We start from the raw sequence: 17459 nt of genomic DNA, 5'->3' as shown, positions 1-17459 counted from the left end.
ATTGTTATATGCAAAAAGGCCGCGCTTCTGTCGAAGCGCGGCCTTTTAGTTTGAGTCAGCGTAAAACTAATAAGAAATGCTCAATCTCGCGAAATTGGCGATTCAAACCCTCTTGGTTTAACGCCTACCACAGCACATTTTAACTGGTGAATAGTTTCTTCGGCAGTATCACCCATGATGTAACCAGGCACTCCCAAGCGAGATACTGTACCCATAACAATTACATCAGTATCTAGCGATGTAGTTGTAGCTGCAATTTCTCGACGTGGGTAACCATGCACAATATGGTTCTTAGGCTGTAAATATTCCCAAACATTGTCGTCGAGTTCATCAGAAAGTTCAGAAAGTAGCTTCTCTAACTCCTTTTCACGCTCAGCGTGAATTTTAGCTAGGTCAGTTTCCATCCTGTCGTTATCGACGGTAATAAAGCCATCTCTGGCTATGTTTTCCGGTACCGCATCAAATACGTGAACAATATGCAGCTGAGCAAATTCTAATAAGGCTATTTGGCTAGCATGTCGTAATATATCGCGGTTAAGGTCGCGTCTTATTGATACCTCGTGACTGGGGTAGTGGTAGTTAAGATCAAGTGCTGCCACTACGTTTTTATACTGGCTACGCGGTTTGTGATTGATAACCCACAGAGGGCAGGGGCATTTGCGAAACAGTTGCATATCCAAACTGCCAAATAGTTTATCTAAAAAGCTTTCTTCTGCTCGCTTTATCACTAAGTCGATATTATTGTTCATCACATAGCGAACGATATCAATCAACGGGTGCCCAACCGTTACAGCTGTTGACACTTCGTATTGTTTACCCCAGCTCTCTGCCTGCTGCTTAAGCCAAAGCTGAGCCTGAGTTTCCATGGTTTGTTGAGAGTCCACGTAAGAGAATGACTCCATGACCATACTCGCATTAGGAGGTAGTGATTCAAGAGAAAGCATTATGGTAAGCGAGGCTTGGTGAGCTTTGGCGATATGCAGTGCTTGAGCAACTGTGTCATCTTGACGATGTGAGTCGCTCAACACACATAAAATGTTTTTATAATGTCCTTTCATACTGCCCTCAATAGTGGTTCGCTTAATTGATTGAATGATACAAGAGCGGGTCTTACTTTGCTGTAAAAACATGTGGTAATTGATGCATTTCTTTAATCCTAACGCTACTTATAAAGGCTTTCCAGTTGGGAATGGCAAATTCTTAAAAGCTTCTTATAAAACGAAGTAAACGGACGAATAAATAAACGCAACCCTAGATAATAGGTTGTGAGTGTGGTTAAGCATAAGTAACAGCCCTAGGCTGTATTTAATCTTTATGTTAGATTAATCCAATATTTTTTAATCCCTTTTTGAATCATTGTGAGATATCCATGAAATGGCCTAATCTTAAGCACCTGCACTATTTGGTGACGCTACATCAAGAGCAACATTTTCATCGTGCTGCCCAGCGCTGTAATGTAAGTCAGTCAACACTGAGTACGGCCATTCAGAACTTAGAAGAACATTTTGGAAGTCAGCTTCTAGAACGTGAACACAAAACGTTTGTGTTTACTTCACTAGGTTTAGATATTGTTGAGCGCAGTAAGGTGCTGCTACAAGAAGCCGGTGAGCTAGTTGAATACGCGCAAAACGCGGGCAACTGGCAACGAGGGACCTTAAAGTTAGGCGTTATTCCTACCATCGCACCGTTTTTGTTTGAAGGCATGATGGGGGCGTTTTCTACGTTTCTACCTGAGATCAATTTAGAGATGCAGGAAGACACCACCGAAAAACTGCTACAGCAATTAACTGACGGCCGATTAGACTTACTGATCTTAGCGCTTCCAATGGAAACCCCAGGGTGTAAACAAATGGTTTTGGGGCACGACCCGTTCCACCTCATCGCTCACGAAGATATGGCCGAGCAACTGCCTAACCCAGTGGATATTTCGACCTTGCCTAAAAAGAGTATTTTCTTATTACAGCAAGAACATTGTATGACAGGCCACGCCGTAAGCGCGTGTAACCTTCAGCATAGCGACCAAATTAGCAGTGTGGCGGCAAGCAGCCTGTATACCTTGGTGCAACTAGCGAACAGCAAAATGGGCTACACCTTTTTACCTGAGCTCGCGATCAATCAATCCATTCTTGAGCACACTGGACTTAAAAGCTTCCCAGCCGAAGAACAGGGCTTTAGAGAGATTGGGTTAGTATGGCGTTCAGGCACAACGCGTATGCAGTTGTTTCGTCGTATTGGTGAAATCATCTCGCCTCTGCTGCCAAAGCCTACGTTGAAATAAATTTAGCGTATGCAAAACGCGCGGGTCAGTTTTCGTATTGCCGCGCGTTTTTTATAGCCTACATTTTAGGTGCGATATGCCCTAATTCTGCAGCCCAGGTGAGTTCGGATCTTTTAAGATTATTTGCCGCACTAGCGCCAAAGCTGTGCAGCGCATTGTAAGCACTATTAGATGAAACGCGGCAATAGTGGCAAAGCGCATAGAACAAAAGACTACAACGGTGCTGTGAACCGTCGCAGTGTAGATATATCTTCGCTCCCTCAGTCAGCATTTGAGATAGCTCATGAAGGTATTGATGAAGGTGTACATCTTCGGTGGGTGACTCTGACGACGGGTGTAAAAAGGGAACCCATAACCATTCTAACCCTGCCGCGTTCGAGCTATCGCGAATAACCGGAGCTTTTTCTTCACTGGTTTGCACCGTTGCAATATGGGTAACACCCAGTGACTTAAGCCGTTTAAAATCGCTTTCTACGGGCTTTTTCCCCAAGCATATTTGACCTGCGCGTAGTGAAAACCACGCGATATTCGGGTTTGCTGTTGTGCTGTCTTCTTTTTTCTCAGCGTCTTGCATAGCTGCGTTATCTAAAACCTTTTGTTAAACGACGAAATAATAAATAGAAAAGTAATGGCAACTGCATCCGCCAATTACGAATAAATGCCAAATTGCATGGGTGTACTTTACCTTTTTTGCCACGTAAAAGCACACGCCTACGCTGAAACACAGCCCACCTGATACCAGTAACCAGAGTCCAGCGCCTGGCAAAGCGACATAGAGTGGGTAAATAAGACCTAGAGCAATCCATCCCATTAATAGGTAGGTCATTACCGACACTTTTGGAAACTTGTGCTGAGCGATAAGTTTAAACGCGACGCCACCTAGCGCTAAGCTCCAAATAATAGCAGTCATGGTAATACCTAAGACGCCACCAATTGAAACCAATAGTAAAGGTGTGTAAGTACCTGCTATCAATAAATAAATCGCACTGTGGTCGAATAACTTAAGCCACCCCTTAGCTTTTTGGTGCGAAATGGCATGGTAAAGCGTGGAGCTTAAAAAAACGAGAATGAGGGTAGAGCCGTAAATGGCGGCTGTGGTTAGCGCTAATGTATCTTCAGCGCGGTACAGCATAAATACTAAACCCACGATAGCCGCTATAAAGCCAATACCGTGAGTAATACTATTCAACCACTCTTCTAAAACGGAGTAAGCTTTGGCAGAAATAGCTTTTGTTTGTTCCTTCACGTCTGTCATCACGTCTCCTGCTTTGTAATCAGTAGAAATATGCACACCTCTTATTTATCTTTCCGCATATCTATGACAATTATAGCGCACACTTGTTCGCTCAATATGAAAATATTAACAGAACACGTCGATAGTCTGATGACGATAAGATTACAAAGGAACTTATAAATCGGTGTTTTCGAAGCAGCCGCCCAATTTATCCAGAAGGTGTTTTAATGTGCGACTTTCTTCTGTAGTCATACCATTGAACTTGCAAAGCATTTGCGCGGGTACTTCTTCTGCTACGGCTTTCTGCTCCTTACCCATTTTGGTCAGTTGTATACGCTTAACGCGTTTGTCGACCTCATCTTTATTCACGACTAAAAAGCCTTTTTCTTCAAGCTTTTTTAAGATCAAAGACATGGCACCACCGTCAATCACTGTTTTTTCAAGAAGCTCAGCAATAGTGATGTCATCGGTTTCCCAAAGGGCCATTAAAGTTACGTATTGAGGGTAGGTAATATCTAACGCTTTAAGAAGTGGACGATAAGCGCGAGTGAATGCATTCGACAGCGTATAAAAACGATGACAAAGCTGATTTTCCAACTTTAATAATTCTGACATGACACTTAACCCTTATTGTTACTAGTCTCTGAACGTCATTTATATTTTGCATACAAAATACTTGATCTGCAACTGGGTTCAGTGCTAATTTATTTTGCATGCAAAGTAAATTAGCAGTTCATTATTGAGGAGAGCAACTATGCATAAGCTTCAACAAGTCGTTTATACCGGAACCGCAACAGCAACCGGCGGTCGCGAAGGTACAGCAAAATCTAGCGATGGTAATTTAAACCTTAAATTGTCTACCCCTAAGGCGCTAGGTGGCGCTGGCGGTGAAGGTACTAACCCTGAGCAAATGTTTGCGGCAGGCTATTCAGCGTGCTTTATTGGGGCGTTAAAGCATGTAGCAGCATCGCAAAAGGTAAAGCTAGCTGATGACATTAGCGTAACGGGCGACGTTTCAATTGGCCCTATCGAGCAAGGCTTTGCTATTGCGGTTAAGCTAACTGTTGATTTAGGTGATATGGACAAAGCACAAGCACAAAGCTTAGTCGATACTGCCCATCAAGTATGCCCATATTCAAATGCGACTCGTGGCAATATTGAAATAGATATTAGCTTAGCCTAATTTCACTTCAATTGGTTTAGCTGTTAACGCCAATAAACGCCAATAAACGCCAATAAACACAGATAATAACGCCCGCCGTAGCGGGCGTGCTTATTGAATTAGATTCGCCAGTCATATAACAGCTTGATACACTAATTTAGTATCAATCATTCTTTAGGAAGTTATATGAAAAAGTACGGATTACTGGCTACGTTCGTATGTGCGCCTGTATTGTTTGCGTGCAGCGATAACAGCAATGTAGACGCAGCCAAGACAGACAAAGATCAAGCCGTCAGCGTAAGTTCAGATTCAAACACTGAAGCAAAAACAGCTTCGGTAGAAAATCACGCCGATGCAGCCATTGCCTCTGGGGTAGATTATCACTCCTTCGCGAACCCTAATGAGATTCGGGTTACCCATCTCAGTCTAAACCTAACAGCAAACTTTGAGACCCAGCAGCTAGTTGGTGATGTGACTCTTGATATAAAGCGAACAGAGCCTGAAAACAATACATTGGTCCTAGATACCCGCGCTCTGGATATTAAGAGTGTAACCGTTGACGGTGAAATCGTTCCTTTTGAAATGGGGGAGACGGACGCTGATTTAGGTACGCCTCTTACAATTACACTACCTAGCGCGGCAGACTCAGTAACGGTAGCGTATTCAACCTCGCCTGAAGCATCTGGTGTACAATGGCTAACACCAGCGCAAACTGCGGGTAAAAAGCACCCGTTCCTATTCACTCAAGCACAAGCAGTGCATGCGCGCAGCTTTATTCCGCTTCAAGATTCTCCGCAAGTACGGGTAACTTATGACGCAACCATTAAAACACCTGAAGCGCTATTGGCGGTGATGAGTGCGTCGAACGACCCTACTACTGTGCGCGATGGAGAATATGAGTTCACCATGCCGCAACCTATCCCTTCGTATCTTATTGCGTTAGCAATCGGTGATTTAAAGTTTAAAGCCATGGGCGAGCGCACGGGTGTGTATGCAGAGCCCACACTTCTTGAAAGCGCCGCAAAAGAATTTGAAGATACCGAAGCCATGTTAGAGGTAACAGAAGAAACCTATGGTCCATATCAATGGGACCGTTACGACCTTCTTATTCTCCCGCCGTCGTTCCCGTTTGGCGGTATGGAAAACCCTCGTTTGTCGTTTATCACACCTACAGTTATCGCAGGTGATAAAAGCTTGGTTTCGTTAATAGCACACGAACTGGCACACAGCTGGTCTGGTAACACCGTCACCAATGCTACATGGCGCGACCTTTGGTTAAACGAAGGCTTCACGACTTATCTAACTTACCGCATTATGGAAATGATCTACGGCCACGATCGCTTCAAGAAAGAAGCCGTGCTGGGTTATCAAGATTTAGAGAACGACATTGCAGCCCTAGATGAGAATGATGAAATCCTTGCCATCGACCTTCGAGGCCGTAACCCAGACGACGTTTTCTCTAATATTCCCTATGAAAAAGGCGCTCTTTTCTTACGTGAAATCGAACAAAAAATTGGCCGCGAAAACTTTGACGCATTTTTAATGCAATACTTCAAAGACTTTGCTTTTAAGAGTATTACCACTGATACATTTATAGCCTACTTAGACGATACGTTATTGAAGCAGTACCCAGATAAGCTAGACGCAGAGCGAATTCATACTTGGATTTTTGAGCCTGGCATTCCAAAAGGCGCACCACAGCCAGAATCTGATGCGTTCACTAAAATCGATGACACACGAAGCGCTTGGCTTTCTGGCGAAGTGAAAGCGGCGGATATTGAAACCGCGCAGTGGACTGTACACGAGTGGCTATATTTTCTAAACAACATGCCTGAAACGTTAAGCGAAGCTCAGCTTGCTGAGCTAGATTCAGCGTTTTCACTCACCTCGACTAAAAACAACGAAATTGCTCATAGCTGGTTGATGATCGCAGTAGAGAATAACTATCAGCCTGCCTATGATCGTTTGTATAGCTACTTGGTGTCGATAGGGCGCAATAAGCTTGTTAAGCCCCTTTATCGCGAGCTATCAAAAACACCTGAAGGCAAGGCGTTTGCTAAACGCGCATTTGAAGAAGCTAAACCGGGCTATCACCCACTTACGGTGAAAGCGAATGAAGGCTATGTGAATTAATCATCAGTCGTTCTGTTAAGTTAGTGACAAGTAGAGCAGCGCATTAGGCGCTGCTTTTTTATTTTTACCAAGCGCATTATTTGTACGAAAATTTGAACGATTGTTCAGAAAGGCGATCTTAAAGTTAGGACGAGCGTATCAACATTTAACTGTAATTAAAGTGCAGCTGAGCAGCTTATTTGCTAGCCGCACGCTGAAGGATTCGAATTAATTGTTAAGGAGTTTTTATGTATACACAAAAGATGCACCCAGCTACTACTTTTCCTGAAGTAAAAGCGACGTTATCAACTGGCGAGACAATATCGCTGGCTGACAAGGGCGAAGGATGTGACTGGAAGATGGTAGTTGTTTATCGTGGCAAGCACTGCCCGATTTGTACCAAATACTTAAACAAACTTGAAGATTTCACAGGTCGACTACGTGAGCTCAATATTGATGTTGTCGCGGTAAGCGGCGATAGTAAAGAGCAGCTTGAAGAACACTTAAACGACTTGTCTATCAACTTCCCGATTGCTTACGGGTTGTCGCAAAGCGACATGGAAAAACTAGGTCTATATATTTCTGAGCCCCGTTCAGAAAAAGAAACCGATCACAATTTCGCAGAGCCCGCGTTGTTTGTGCTTAACGGTGATAACGAAATTCACATTGCTGAAATCGCCAACGCGCCGTTCGTTCGTCCAGACTTAGAGCAGCTAGTATCGGGTCTAGAGTTTATTCGCAACCCAGAGAATAACTATCCTATTCGCGGTACGTTTAAAGGCTAAGATTGCGAGTCAGTAATAGTGATATGTCGTTCAAAAGTGAGGCTCTAGTGTTTATGAAATGACCCCATACAGTTGGACTCATTTTTTAAACGGCAACCAAGGCCTGATTTCGATATTGTATCGGACTCAGGCCTTTTAATTTTCTTGAACTTACTCGTTTTTAGCAGATATTGAAAAAGCAATGGGCGCCATTTGCTTTCTAAAATCACTTAGTGCATCTAAAGGTAGCTCAACCTCTATTGCTACACTGCTTCCATAGCTGCAGTTGGCAATTTTGCCTTTGGCTTGTTCTACCAAGTGACGTACGAACTGTTCATGTTTAAAGTCGATATCCACGCTAAGTGCTTCTAGCTTAATTTCTTGTCTTATTTCAAGAGCGTCAATAGCTTGCTGAGCTGCTGCGGAGTACGCGCGAACCAAGCCTCCTGCACCTAATTTAACGCCACCAAAATACCGCGTAACAATAACCATAATATCGCCAATATCTTTGTGCTGAAGCACATTCAATATGGGCTTTCCTGCTGTGCCGCTAGGTTCGCCGTCATCGGCCATAGCTGCACTACTGGGCGCATTGGGGTTTCCAAACACATAAGCCCAGCAGTGATGTCTGGCGTCGGGATATTGTTGTTTGACGCTTTCTAAAAGTGCCATTGCACTTTCACGAGAATTGGCAAAGCCGGCGCAAGCAATGAACTTGCTTTTCTTAATTTCGTACAGGGTTTCAACCTGTTTGGCGGGAACGGGATAAGTCATTGGCACATTGTAAGCCAAGAGCATTTTTTATTTAAGCTTAATCAGTCAGATGAAGCAATCTATCGCTAAATAACGGATTGTTTCAATAGCAATAGGCACCTATAAAAATAGGGTGGTCAAAAATGCTACTATTTGGCTAATTATCTTGAAAGGTGGTTTTTCTCATGCGCTACAGATAAGTGATTTCTGTTGTGTTTGTCGTTAAGTTATTAAGTTCAATGGTTTTTTTAAAGTTGGCGTAGTGATTGTAATAACAATATTAATTGTGAATGTGGCTAAGACGTAATGCCACTAACAGGTAACTTCGTCCCAATAAGGAAATCATGCTATGAAATCACGTACTATTGCTATTGTTGCTCTTGCATCACTATTCACTGGAAGTGCTCTCGCTTCTGTCGAATTCATCCCTACTGACGATTCAGTAACGTCTAACCTTTGTGTAACGGCTGCAACTGGAAATAAATGGAAGTTTCACAACCAGATTAAAGCGTCAGCGTTAGATAAAAAATACGTAGCAGAAGAGATGACTTGTAATGGTCTTACGGTCTCGGCTTTTGTAGACCAGTACGGTAAAAATGGAGATAGCATTAAAAAATATCTGAATATTCAACAGCAGCACATTGCTAATGTAGCTCACACTAAATAGAGCGAAAGCGCCAATTCAGAAGATTGCTCTAAGTGCTTGTATACCTTCAAATTATAGTAAATTTAGAGAAGTACAATAAATTTAGAAGAGCAGGTTAAAGAAAAGAGGGCTGTGTACAATGACAGCCCTCTCTAATCTTTATCTAGGTCTCTTAACGCAATATACCGGAAACGGTTTCTGATACATTTAATGCGCCTTTTTGAATTTCATCAATTATGCTTTGAACTTGTGCAATTTGCTGACTGTTTTGGTCTACGCTATCTTTTACGCCTGACATTTTCTTCGTCGACTTGTCAGCAAGCTTTCTGTTCTCTGCAACCACGCTTTCTATTTCCACTGTAGAGTCACTAGTTCGCTGCGCAAGCTGTCTTACTTCATCGGCTACAACGGCAAAACCTCTGCCTTGATCGCCAGCTCGTGCTGCTTCAATGGCAGCGTTTAGTGCTAACAGATTGGTTTGCTCAGCAATACCACTAATGGTTGTCACAATAGTTTCAATCTTAAGTGACTGTTCACTGAGTTCATGCATTAGCTGGTTGGTTTCTTCAACTTCAGAAAGAGCAGCGTCGAAAGTTTCTACGCTACGCTGCAAAGAAGAGGCGCCATCCGCAGCAATTTGTGAAGTCTCTTCAGCGGTTGATACTGCTAATTCAGCTGCTTGTGCAATGGCATCTTTCTCATTCACTGCATCGGTGATATTAGATGCGAATTTAATCACTTTCACTACTCGACCTGAAGCGTCGAACACGGGATTGTAGGTTGCTTCTAACCACAGTGCATTACCGTTTGAATCTACGCGCTCAAACTGACCCGAAGAGAAATTGCCTCGAGCAAGGTTATCCCAAAAATTGGGGTTCTCTTGATAGAACTTATCGCGGCAGAACATGCGGTGATGTTTACCTTGAATGTCAGTCAAACTGTATTTGACTGTGGCCGTGAAGTTGTCATTCGCTGTGATAATAGTGCCGTCTGGCTCGAATTCGATAACCGCCATCGATTTGTTTAACGCATCAGTGACTGCTTTACCTTCAAAATACGCCGTTTCGTGTTCAGTAATATCGTGATAAATAGCGTGTACTTCCACACTACCGTTTTTATTTGCAGTAACATAGCTTGCTTTAAGCCATTTGGTTTCACCGAGCGCTGATTTTCTTGCAACCGTTCCGCTGAAACTGCCACCATTAACGAGCTGTTGCCAAAACGTTTTGTATTGGGGTTCAGCTTCAACCCCTTCAACTCGCATCGTGGCATGAGAAAACGATGCTACTGTGGAGTTTGGATAATTCAAAATGGAAAGTAATGCTGAAGAGGCATAGGTGCACTGTCCATCAGTATTGTAGATGGCATAAGCCGTATTATTTTTAAACGCATCCAGCGTACCAAGCAAACCTTGACTCTCGTCCCTAAGAGCCGATATGTCATTATTGTATCGAGAGCTTGATACAAACATAATGTCTCCTTAAGTTACATGCATATTTTTAAATGCGCGCAGTATAGATGCTCTTTGTTGAAGAAATATTTCGTTTAAACATTTAGCGGATTTCACGAGCTAGGTATTATCCATTGGGCTTAATTCCGCCAAGAATGGTTGTATTTTTATTACAGTGCAGTAACTATCCGCATTGAACAAGAATTAATAAAACTGATAAGACCACCTGATGCCATTAGAACGGTTTATTCCTTTTCGTAAGCATGATGTCGCTACTTTATGTGAGGGGTTACTTTTTTACGATTCCGAAGGTTTGCGGACTCTCTCTACGCTGTTATTCAGCCGTATACATTACCAGTACCACGAACAACTAGAAGCGCTGAAAAATAGCTATAGCCATTTCGATCCAAATAAAGACACACGTGAATTGCAGCCTTCAGATGAAAGGGCACTCAAACAGAACCAAAAAGCGTTTGCCAAGGGGTTTGCCAGCCTCTTAAACGCAGCTAATTTTGAGAAAGTCACAGATGATGATTTGGAAGCTGCAATGAATGAGGAATCCTTGTTCAAAGTGCGTCTCGCGGTAAGTTTCAATGACTTTGAAGATGTGGTGTTTTATCGACGGGGCGAGTCGGTAAAAACGGAAACCGTACGTACCTTTTTCGGACTACGCAAAAAGCAGGTGTCGTTTACAAATTACGACAAAGTGGCTGTTTATATCACTTTTAAAGATGAAGCCTACTTCAAAGAGAAAGGGCAAACGCCAGTTACCTTTAAACCTGGTTCCACCATAGTAAAGCTTTTCCAAAACGTACCTAAAGCAGACTTGGAGATGCTGTTTCCCAATAGCGAAGTCAAAATGCGTCCGCTAGATAAGTTGATCATTAGTGCATCGGCGGCAATAGGTGGCACCGTGGTGCTAGTGACTAAATTAGGCGCATCGCTACTTCTCATGGCATCTTTTCTGGCCTTTTGGCTTGGCTTTAAAGACGAAGAAGTGGAATTGACTAAGCAAAGCCTAATAACTTTTGGTATTGGCATGGGTGTATTCGGCAGCTTTATCTTTAAGGAATGGACAAAGTTTAAAAACCGAAAAATTCGGTTTATGAAGGCCTTGTCTGACAATCTGTATTTTAAGAATTTGGACAATAACGCTGGCGTGTTTCATACGTTAATTGACGCGGCAGAGGAAGAAGACTGCAAAGAGGCTTTGTTGGCTTATACATTTTTGCTGAAATGTAGTGAAGTGTCTGTAGAAGGTGGTGCTGCATTCTGCGCGGTGCGTGCAGAGCGCGAGATTGCCGCTGGTGGAATGACATTGGCAACGCTCGATAGTGTAATAGAAAGTTACTTTTCAAAAGAGCTTGATTGTGCGCTCGATTTCGACGTTACTGACGCTATTAATAAGCTGGTGGACATGGAACTAGTCGAACAATACGGCGATATTTTTGTGGCGCGGGCGCTTAACGATGCTGTGAAGATACTTGATGACTACTGGGATAATATTTATCAGCCTGTTTGATTGTTTCTTGTACCGTCTAGCAGATTGCCCAAGCTAGGTTATTTCATCTGGTATCCTTTGCGACGCCTTTGGTTTTAAATAAACGAGGCTAAGGAAAAAAATAAGACCGGCAACGGAAGTTTCAAACCGTTGTCATAAAAGCACAAAATCTCTATAGTTGCCTTAAGGTGTGTAGAGCTATGTACACACCTTGGCAGCAACCGCATTGCACTGAATGCGCATCTTTATCTCCAATGCAACAAGCCTGGTTCACTTCTACATGAAAATATTGCATACGTCTGACTGGCACTTAGGTCAGAGTTTTTTTACGAAAAGTCGCAAAAACGAACATGCCGCTTTCCTTAAATGGCTTCTTCAACAAGTAGAAGTGCATCAAATAGATGCGATTATTGTCGCGGGTGATGTGTTTGACACGGGCACGCCGCCTAGCTACGCCAGAGAGCTCTACCATGCGTTTATCGGTGAACTACAGGGCATGCAGTGCACATTGGTGGTGCTGGGAGGAAATCACGATTCAGTGTCGGTGTTAAACGAAAGTAAGGCGCTACTGAAATACTTAAATAGCCACGTAATAGCCAGTACCTATGGCGAATTAAGTGAACAAGTCATTACGCTTAACGATCGCAAGGGGCAGCCCAGTGCCGTACTGTGTGCCGTACCGTTCATTCGCCCACGTGATGTGCTTGTTAGTGAGGCAGGACAAAGCGGCACTGACAAGCGCCGAGCGCTGGGCGACGCGATAAAGCAGCATTACGGAAAGCTTTACAATGAAGCCCTGTCACTGCGCGCCTCAATTGAAGAAAAGCGAATAAAAGAGGGGAGTGAAAATAGCGCAGCCATTCCTATTCTTGCTACAGGGCACTTAACCGCTTTAGGCGTGAGTCAGTCAGAAAGTGTGCGCGATATCTACATTGGCACCCTTGAAGGCTTTGACGCCAAGGGATTTCCGCCTGCTGATTATATTGCACTTGGGCATATTCACAGGCCACAGAAAGTCGCAAAGACAGAACACATTCGCTATTCAGGCTCGCCAATACCGCTAAGTTTTGATGAACTAAACACACAAAAACAAGTGGTGTTAGTCTCGTTTGAATCTGAAAGCACAACGCCAACTATCTCAACGCTTCCGGTACCGCGCTTTCAGGCCATGGAAGTAATAAAAGGCGATTTAAAAGCGATTGAGGCGGACATTAATGAAAGCGAAGCCATCGCGCTAGCTTCTTCTCAAACAGGTGATGCCGTTAGCGAAGTGGATAAAGCCCTTAGCGAGGTAAATAAACCCCTTAGCGAAGTAGATAACGCCATTAGTCCTAAAGACCCCGTGTGGTTATGCATTGAAGTTGAAACAGAAGACTACCTAACTGATTTGCAACAGCGTATTCAGGGCTTGTTAGAAGGGAAAAACGCTGAGATTTTACAGTTGAAACGCAAGCGTAAGCGAACAGTAAATAGCTTAACGGAAAAGCAAAACGTCCAGCTTAGCGAACTATCAGTAAACGATGTATTTGAAGCGCGTTTGGCATTGGAGAGCATAGAAGATAATACAACAAGTGAGTCGGCACAAGAAACCCTGCTAGATGATGACCAAAGCGCCAGAGGAAAGGTAGAAGCAGGGACAGAGAAAAGCGCTTCACGCATCAACCGGATAAGGCAGCTGTTTAATGAAGCGCTAGAACGAGTGCATACCAATGATGAAGATGCTGAAGCGCCAGTAGAGGCATCATTGGCAAACAAGACAGAAAACAAAGGCGAGTAACACAATGAGAATATTGACCTTACGCCTTAAAAACCTAAACGCTCTAAAAGGGGAGTGGAAGATAGATTTCACCCAGTCTCCGTTTATCGACAATGGGCTGTTTGCTATCACAGGCCCAACGGGGGCGGGTAAAACCACGCTGCTTGATGCCATTTGTTTAGCGCTTTATCACCAAACCCCTCGCTTGGGGCCAATTTCAACGTCTAACAACGACATCATGACCCGCGGCACGGCGGAGTGTTTGGCGGAGGTTGAGTTTGATATTAAGGGGAAAGCATACCGTGCGTTTTGGAGTATGCGTCGGGCCAGAGGGAAAGTTGACGGTAACCTGCAAAGTGCCGATGTTGAGCTGGCCGAAGTTGAAAGCGGCAAGGTATTGGCTACCCAAGTTAGGCCGAAAAGCGAAGAGATTGAAAAGCTGACTGGCCTTAATTTTGCTCGTTTCACCAAGTCTATGATGTTGTCGCAAGGGGATTTTGCTGCGTTTTTAAATGCTAACGAGGCCGATCGAGCCGAGTTGCTTGAAGAGTTAACCGGTACCGAAATTTACGGGCAGATATCACAGGCAGTACATCAGCAATTTAGTGACGCTAAACAAAAGAAAAAAGAGTTTGCGATAAAGCTGGAAGGCGTAACCTTGCTTAGCGACGAGCAAATTACCCAGCTTGAAGAAGAGCAAGCACAAACCAAGAGCCAAGTCGCAACGTCTAACCAAACACTTGTTCAGTTACAAAAGCAACAGCAGTGGCAACATGCGTTTAACACAAACGAGCTAGCCATTAACGAAGCCAGTGAAGCACAGCAGGCTGCGAATAGCGCCATCAATGAGGCAAAGCATGAGCTTGAACTCCTAACCCAAAGCGAGCCAGCTGAAAAGCTTCGCCTGCCATTTTTGCAAAGAAACGGGCTTCAGCAAGATGTAACCCGTTATAAAGAAAAACTTGAAGAGAAAGCAGCCCAGTTGCCCGACGTAAAAACGCAAAAGGCACAGCTCAGTTTAGAAGTGACCAACGCCGAACAAGCGTTAGTTCTTACAAAGCAACAAAGCAGTAAGCTTGAAAAGCGCATAAATGAGCAGGTAGTTCCGCTAGATAACCAAATAGCGCAACTCACTACTGAACAGCAAAAAGCAAACGAAAACGCGGCACGTTTAAGGCAGTCAATAAACGCGCTAACGCTAAAGCGCACAGAAATCGAAAACGCTTCGGCAGATAACAAGACCAAGCTTGTTGAACTGGAAACCTACTTACATGAACATCACTCACTTAGCGGCATAGCGGAATTTATAAGTGGCTGGAGCGAAACGGCGCGTCATATTGAACACGATAAAAAGCAGTTAGAAACACTGACACAAAGCGTAAATAATCATCGTCAGGCGCTTTCATCCCTAGATGACGCTATCGCAAAAACAAATGAGTCGTTAAACACCTTAACGCAGACCTTCGATGACAAAAACGCGCAAGTGGCCAAGTGCGAAGAGGCACTTCAGGCCGCGCTATCTGACAAACCAAGTGATACTAATAGTGCTAATGCAACCAGCAAAGCAAGCCTTCAGCAAGAGCGTGATACCAAGCTCCATCATTGGGATAACGTGTTACAGATAGGGCATATTCAACAGCAATATTTAGCACTAGAGCAAGACAGAGTATCGCTGGGTGCGCAAAAGGAAAACTTAGCGAAGAAACTAGCTCAGCAGCAATCTGACCGTCAAGCCTTGGTTGATGCTTACAGGCAAGTTCGTAGTAATTTAAAAGACATAGAAGCGATTATCGCCCTGGATGCTGAAGTGGCGCACCTTCGCGCACAGTTAAAAAATGGCGAGCCATGCCCTGTTTGTGGGGCAAACGAGCACACCACGTCTAGCGTGGTTATTGATGTACCTGAAACTATTCAAAAGCGAGATAGCCTAAAGCAGCAGTTAGATGATATTGAGCAGCGAGGGGCGCGAGCAAAAGAAAGCGTTGCACAGACTGAATTCACTCTTGCTCAGGTTAATAAGCAGTTGGAACAGGCAAGCGGGCAACGAGATACGCTGTTAGAAAAGTGGCAGCAGATCTCAAGCGTACTTAGCGCTGATATACCAAGCTTTGAAAACGTCGACATGAATACATCGCAAAGCGTCGCCCAATTTACCCAGGAGTTTAAAACTCGTCTCGATGATATTAGTGCCCAATTAACCCGTTTAGAAGAGTGCGAGCAAGCTCTAAATGCTGCTTTGCAGGCTAAAAATGAAGCGCAACAGGCATTACAAGGCAAGCAGTCAGAACTTGCAGTTTCTCTGCAGCAGCGCGAAACCTTGGAAAAGCAATTTACCGAACGTAGTGCAGAGTTAGAGAATAAAACAAAAGGGGTTAACGATGGTATTTTAGCGCTCAGCGAGACTATGACGGCGCACGGTGCTGATATTCACAACCTGTCTATTGATGGAATTGCCACGTGGTTAAATGAAAAAGCCGAAGCGCTTAAAACCTATAAACACAATCATCAGCTACACGCCAAACTTAAAGATGAGTTGCAAGGGGTAAGTAGCACCTTGCTTGTGGTCAATCGTGATATCGAAAGCGCTGAGAACCAACTTAAGGGCGTATCCGAAGAGCTTGTGCAGCTAGATAATAGTTTAAAGGCGCTGCGGGACTCGCGCTCAAACATATTCCCAGAAGGGGATATTACTGAAACAAGGAATAAGGCAAGCGCTGCCCAAGAAAAGGCTGAGCGAAACGTGAGTGAATGCAAATCTCGCTTGCAACAAACGGACACTATTTTGTCTCGTTTAGAAGCCGAAATTGCCCAGCTTAATGAGCAACTAAACGAGAAAAAACTGGCACTTACAGAGGCAACAGAGCACTTTAACCGTCAGTTGACGAGCAGCCCATTTGCCGATGAGCAAGCGTTCAGCAATGCACTTTTAGACGAAGAAACTCGCAACACCCTGCTTGAACTGCAAAAGCGATTAGCTCAGCAAAAACAACAAGCGGACTTAAAGCTAGAAAACGCGCTAGCTACCGAACAATCGCTAAAATCCCATGCTAATGCAGCGCAGTGGCAGAGCGAGTTAGAAGAGCACGGTGCACAGTGGCTCGATTCGAAAATTACCCAGCAAGCTCAGCAGCGTGACGCGCTGTTATCTTCTTTAGGGCAAATTGAACAGCAGCTAAGCGCTAACAATCAAGCCCGTGAAAAGCAGCAGCAGCTTGTGGATGAGATGGCCGCGTTTGAGGCCTATTATGACGATATTACTTATCTGCATTCATTAATTGGTTCGGCAAGCGGCGACAAATTCAGACGGTTTGCCCAAGGGCTTACGTTAGACAACTTAGTGCAGCTTGCAAATCAGCAGCTTGATAAATTGCACGGTCGCTATCAGCTAATGCGAAAAGAAAACGAAGGGTTGGGTTTAAGTGTATTAGACACCTGGCAAGGTGACGTAGTGCGAGACACCAAAACCCTGTCTGGCGGAGAAAGCTTTTTGGTGAGCCTTGCACTGGCATTAGCTTTATCTGACTTGGTTAGTCACAAGACTAGTATCGATTCGCTGTTTTTAGATGAAGGCTTTGGCACCCTTGATGCTGAAACCTTAGATGTGGCCCTTGATGCACTAGACAACCTAAATGCCAGCGGAAAGATGATTGGCGTGATAAGCCATATTGAAGCCATGAAAGAGCGTATTCCTACTCAGCTTAAAGTGATTAAACGCAACGGTGTGGGCTTAAGTGCACTAGAAAAGCCTTACGCGGTGGGGTGAACTCACCGCTTAGGAATTAGTAGCTAAAACGTTTGCTTAC

14 protein-coding genes and 2 pseudogenes are annotated in these 17459 nt (G+C 44.1%); 8 read left to right on the top strand and 8 right to left on the bottom strand.

What is annotated here, in order from left to right:
- Window positions 1-80 precede the first annotated feature (80 nt).
- The gene (locus tag ACYX4N_RS17210) at window positions 81-1058 is read right to left on the bottom strand and encodes a universal stress protein (RefSeq protein ID WP_334057183.1); all 978 of its coding nucleotides are present in this window, start codon (window positions 1056-1058) and stop codon (window positions 81-83) included.
- Window positions 1059-1369: 311 nt separating this feature from the next.
- Here ACYX4N_RS17210 and ACYX4N_RS17205 point away from each other — a divergent pair, with 311 nt between their 5' ends.
- Entirely contained in the window at window positions 1370-2278 is a 909-nt protein-coding gene (locus ACYX4N_RS17205; RefSeq protein ID WP_474808522.1) for a LysR substrate-binding domain-containing protein, read from the top strand.
- A gap of 58 nt (window positions 2279-2336) precedes the next feature.
- On the opposite strand, the gene ACYX4N_RS17200 is transcribed toward ACYX4N_RS17205, so the two are convergent.
- The 3 genes from ACYX4N_RS17200 to ACYX4N_RS17190 all read right to left on the bottom strand — a co-directional run bounded on the left by ACYX4N_RS17200 (window position 2337) and on the right by ACYX4N_RS17190 (window position 4127).
- A complete protein-coding gene (locus ACYX4N_RS17200; protein ID WP_476054904.1) occupies window positions 2337-2852 on the bottom strand; it encodes a protein-tyrosine phosphatase family protein in 516 nt (171 codons plus the stop codon).
- Between the two features lie 24 nt (window positions 2853-2876).
- Complete coding sequence (gene trhA / locus ACYX4N_RS17195) at window positions 2877-3533, bottom strand: PAQR family membrane homeostasis protein TrhA (RefSeq protein WP_476054903.1); 657 nt, start codon at window positions 3531-3533, stop codon at window positions 2877-2879.
- A 153-nt stretch (window positions 3534-3686) separates the two neighbouring features.
- Entirely contained in the window at window positions 3687-4127 is a 441-nt protein-coding gene (locus tag ACYX4N_RS17190; RefSeq protein WP_476054902.1) for a MarR family winged helix-turn-helix transcriptional regulator, read from the bottom strand.
- A gap of 139 nt (window positions 4128-4266) precedes the next feature.
- On the opposite strand from ACYX4N_RS17190, the gene ACYX4N_RS17185 reads away from it, so the two are divergent.
- From ACYX4N_RS17185 to ACYX4N_RS17175, 3 genes are all read left to right on the top strand, one after another.
- On the top strand, window positions 4267-4695 hold the full coding sequence (locus tag ACYX4N_RS17185) for an organic hydroperoxide resistance protein (RefSeq protein ID WP_474853793.1): 429 nt from the start codon (window positions 4267-4269) through the stop codon (window positions 4693-4695).
- A 165-nt stretch (window positions 4696-4860) separates the two neighbouring features.
- Window positions 4861-6807 (top strand): M1 family metallopeptidase, encoded by a 1947-nt coding sequence (locus ACYX4N_RS17180; protein ID WP_476054901.1) that lies wholly within the window; start codon window positions 4861-4863, stop codon window positions 6805-6807.
- Between the two features lie 227 nt (window positions 6808-7034).
- Window positions 7035-7571, top strand: coding sequence for a redoxin domain-containing protein (locus ACYX4N_RS17175; RefSeq protein ID WP_474808510.1), 537 nt, complete (start codon window positions 7035-7037; stop codon window positions 7569-7571).
- An 85-nt stretch (window positions 7572-7656) separates the two neighbouring features.
- Here the strand turns inward: ACYX4N_RS17175 and ACYX4N_RS17170 are convergent.
- Window positions 7657-7719: pseudogene (locus ACYX4N_RS17170) on the bottom strand (hypothetical protein); the annotation flags it as partial.
- Window positions 7720-7721: 2 nt separating this feature from the next.
- Window positions 7722-8324 carry a YigZ family protein gene (locus ACYX4N_RS17165; RefSeq protein WP_476054900.1) on the bottom strand — a complete coding sequence of 201 codons (603 nt, stop codon included), beginning with the start codon at window positions 8322-8324 and terminating at the stop codon, window positions 7722-7724.
- Between the two features lie 328 nt (window positions 8325-8652).
- On the opposite strand from ACYX4N_RS17165, the gene ACYX4N_RS17160 reads away from it, so the two are divergent.
- Window positions 8653-8970: a DUF3718 domain-containing protein gene (locus tag ACYX4N_RS17160; protein WP_136780592.1), complete on the top strand. Its 318-nt coding sequence runs from the start codon at window positions 8653-8655 to the stop codon at window positions 8968-8970.
- 151 nt (window positions 8971-9121) lie between these two features.
- Here ACYX4N_RS17160 and ACYX4N_RS17155 read toward each other — a convergent pair whose 3' ends face one another.
- Together ACYX4N_RS17155 and ACYX4N_RS17150 are read right to left on the bottom strand one after the other, a co-directional pair.
- Window positions 9122-9655: a methyl-accepting chemotaxis protein gene (locus ACYX4N_RS17155; RefSeq protein WP_476056468.1), complete on the bottom strand. Its 534-nt coding sequence runs from the start codon at window positions 9653-9655 to the stop codon at window positions 9122-9124.
- A pseudogene (locus ACYX4N_RS17150) lies at window positions 9656-9964 on the bottom strand (PAS domain-containing protein); the annotation flags it as partial. It lies immediately after the preceding gene.
- 664 nt (window positions 9965-10628) lie between these two features.
- Between ACYX4N_RS17150 and ACYX4N_RS17145 the strand changes: the two are divergent.
- The 3 genes from ACYX4N_RS17145 (at window position 10629) to ACYX4N_RS17135 (ending at window position 17419) form a co-directional block, all read left to right on the top strand.
- Complete coding sequence (locus tag ACYX4N_RS17145) at window positions 10629-11921, top strand: TMEM143 family protein (RefSeq protein ID WP_474808504.1); 1293 nt, start codon at window positions 10629-10631, stop codon at window positions 11919-11921.
- A gap of 259 nt (window positions 11922-12180) precedes the next feature.
- Window positions 12181-13677 (top strand): exonuclease subunit SbcD, encoded by a 1497-nt coding sequence (gene sbcD, locus ACYX4N_RS17140; RefSeq protein ID WP_476054899.1) that lies wholly within the window; start codon window positions 12181-12183, stop codon window positions 13675-13677.
- Window positions 13678-13681: 4 nt separating this feature from the next.
- Window positions 13682-17419 (top strand): AAA family ATPase, encoded by a 3738-nt coding sequence (locus tag ACYX4N_RS17135; RefSeq protein WP_476054897.1) that lies wholly within the window; start codon window positions 13682-13684, stop codon window positions 17417-17419.
- Window positions 17420-17459: the final 40 nt, after the last annotated feature.

This window comes from Alteromonas sp. ABH4_452, from assembly GCF_056311825.1.
Note: the sequence above shows the minus strand (reverse complement) of the source record. Positions and strands in the feature narration are given on the sequence as shown.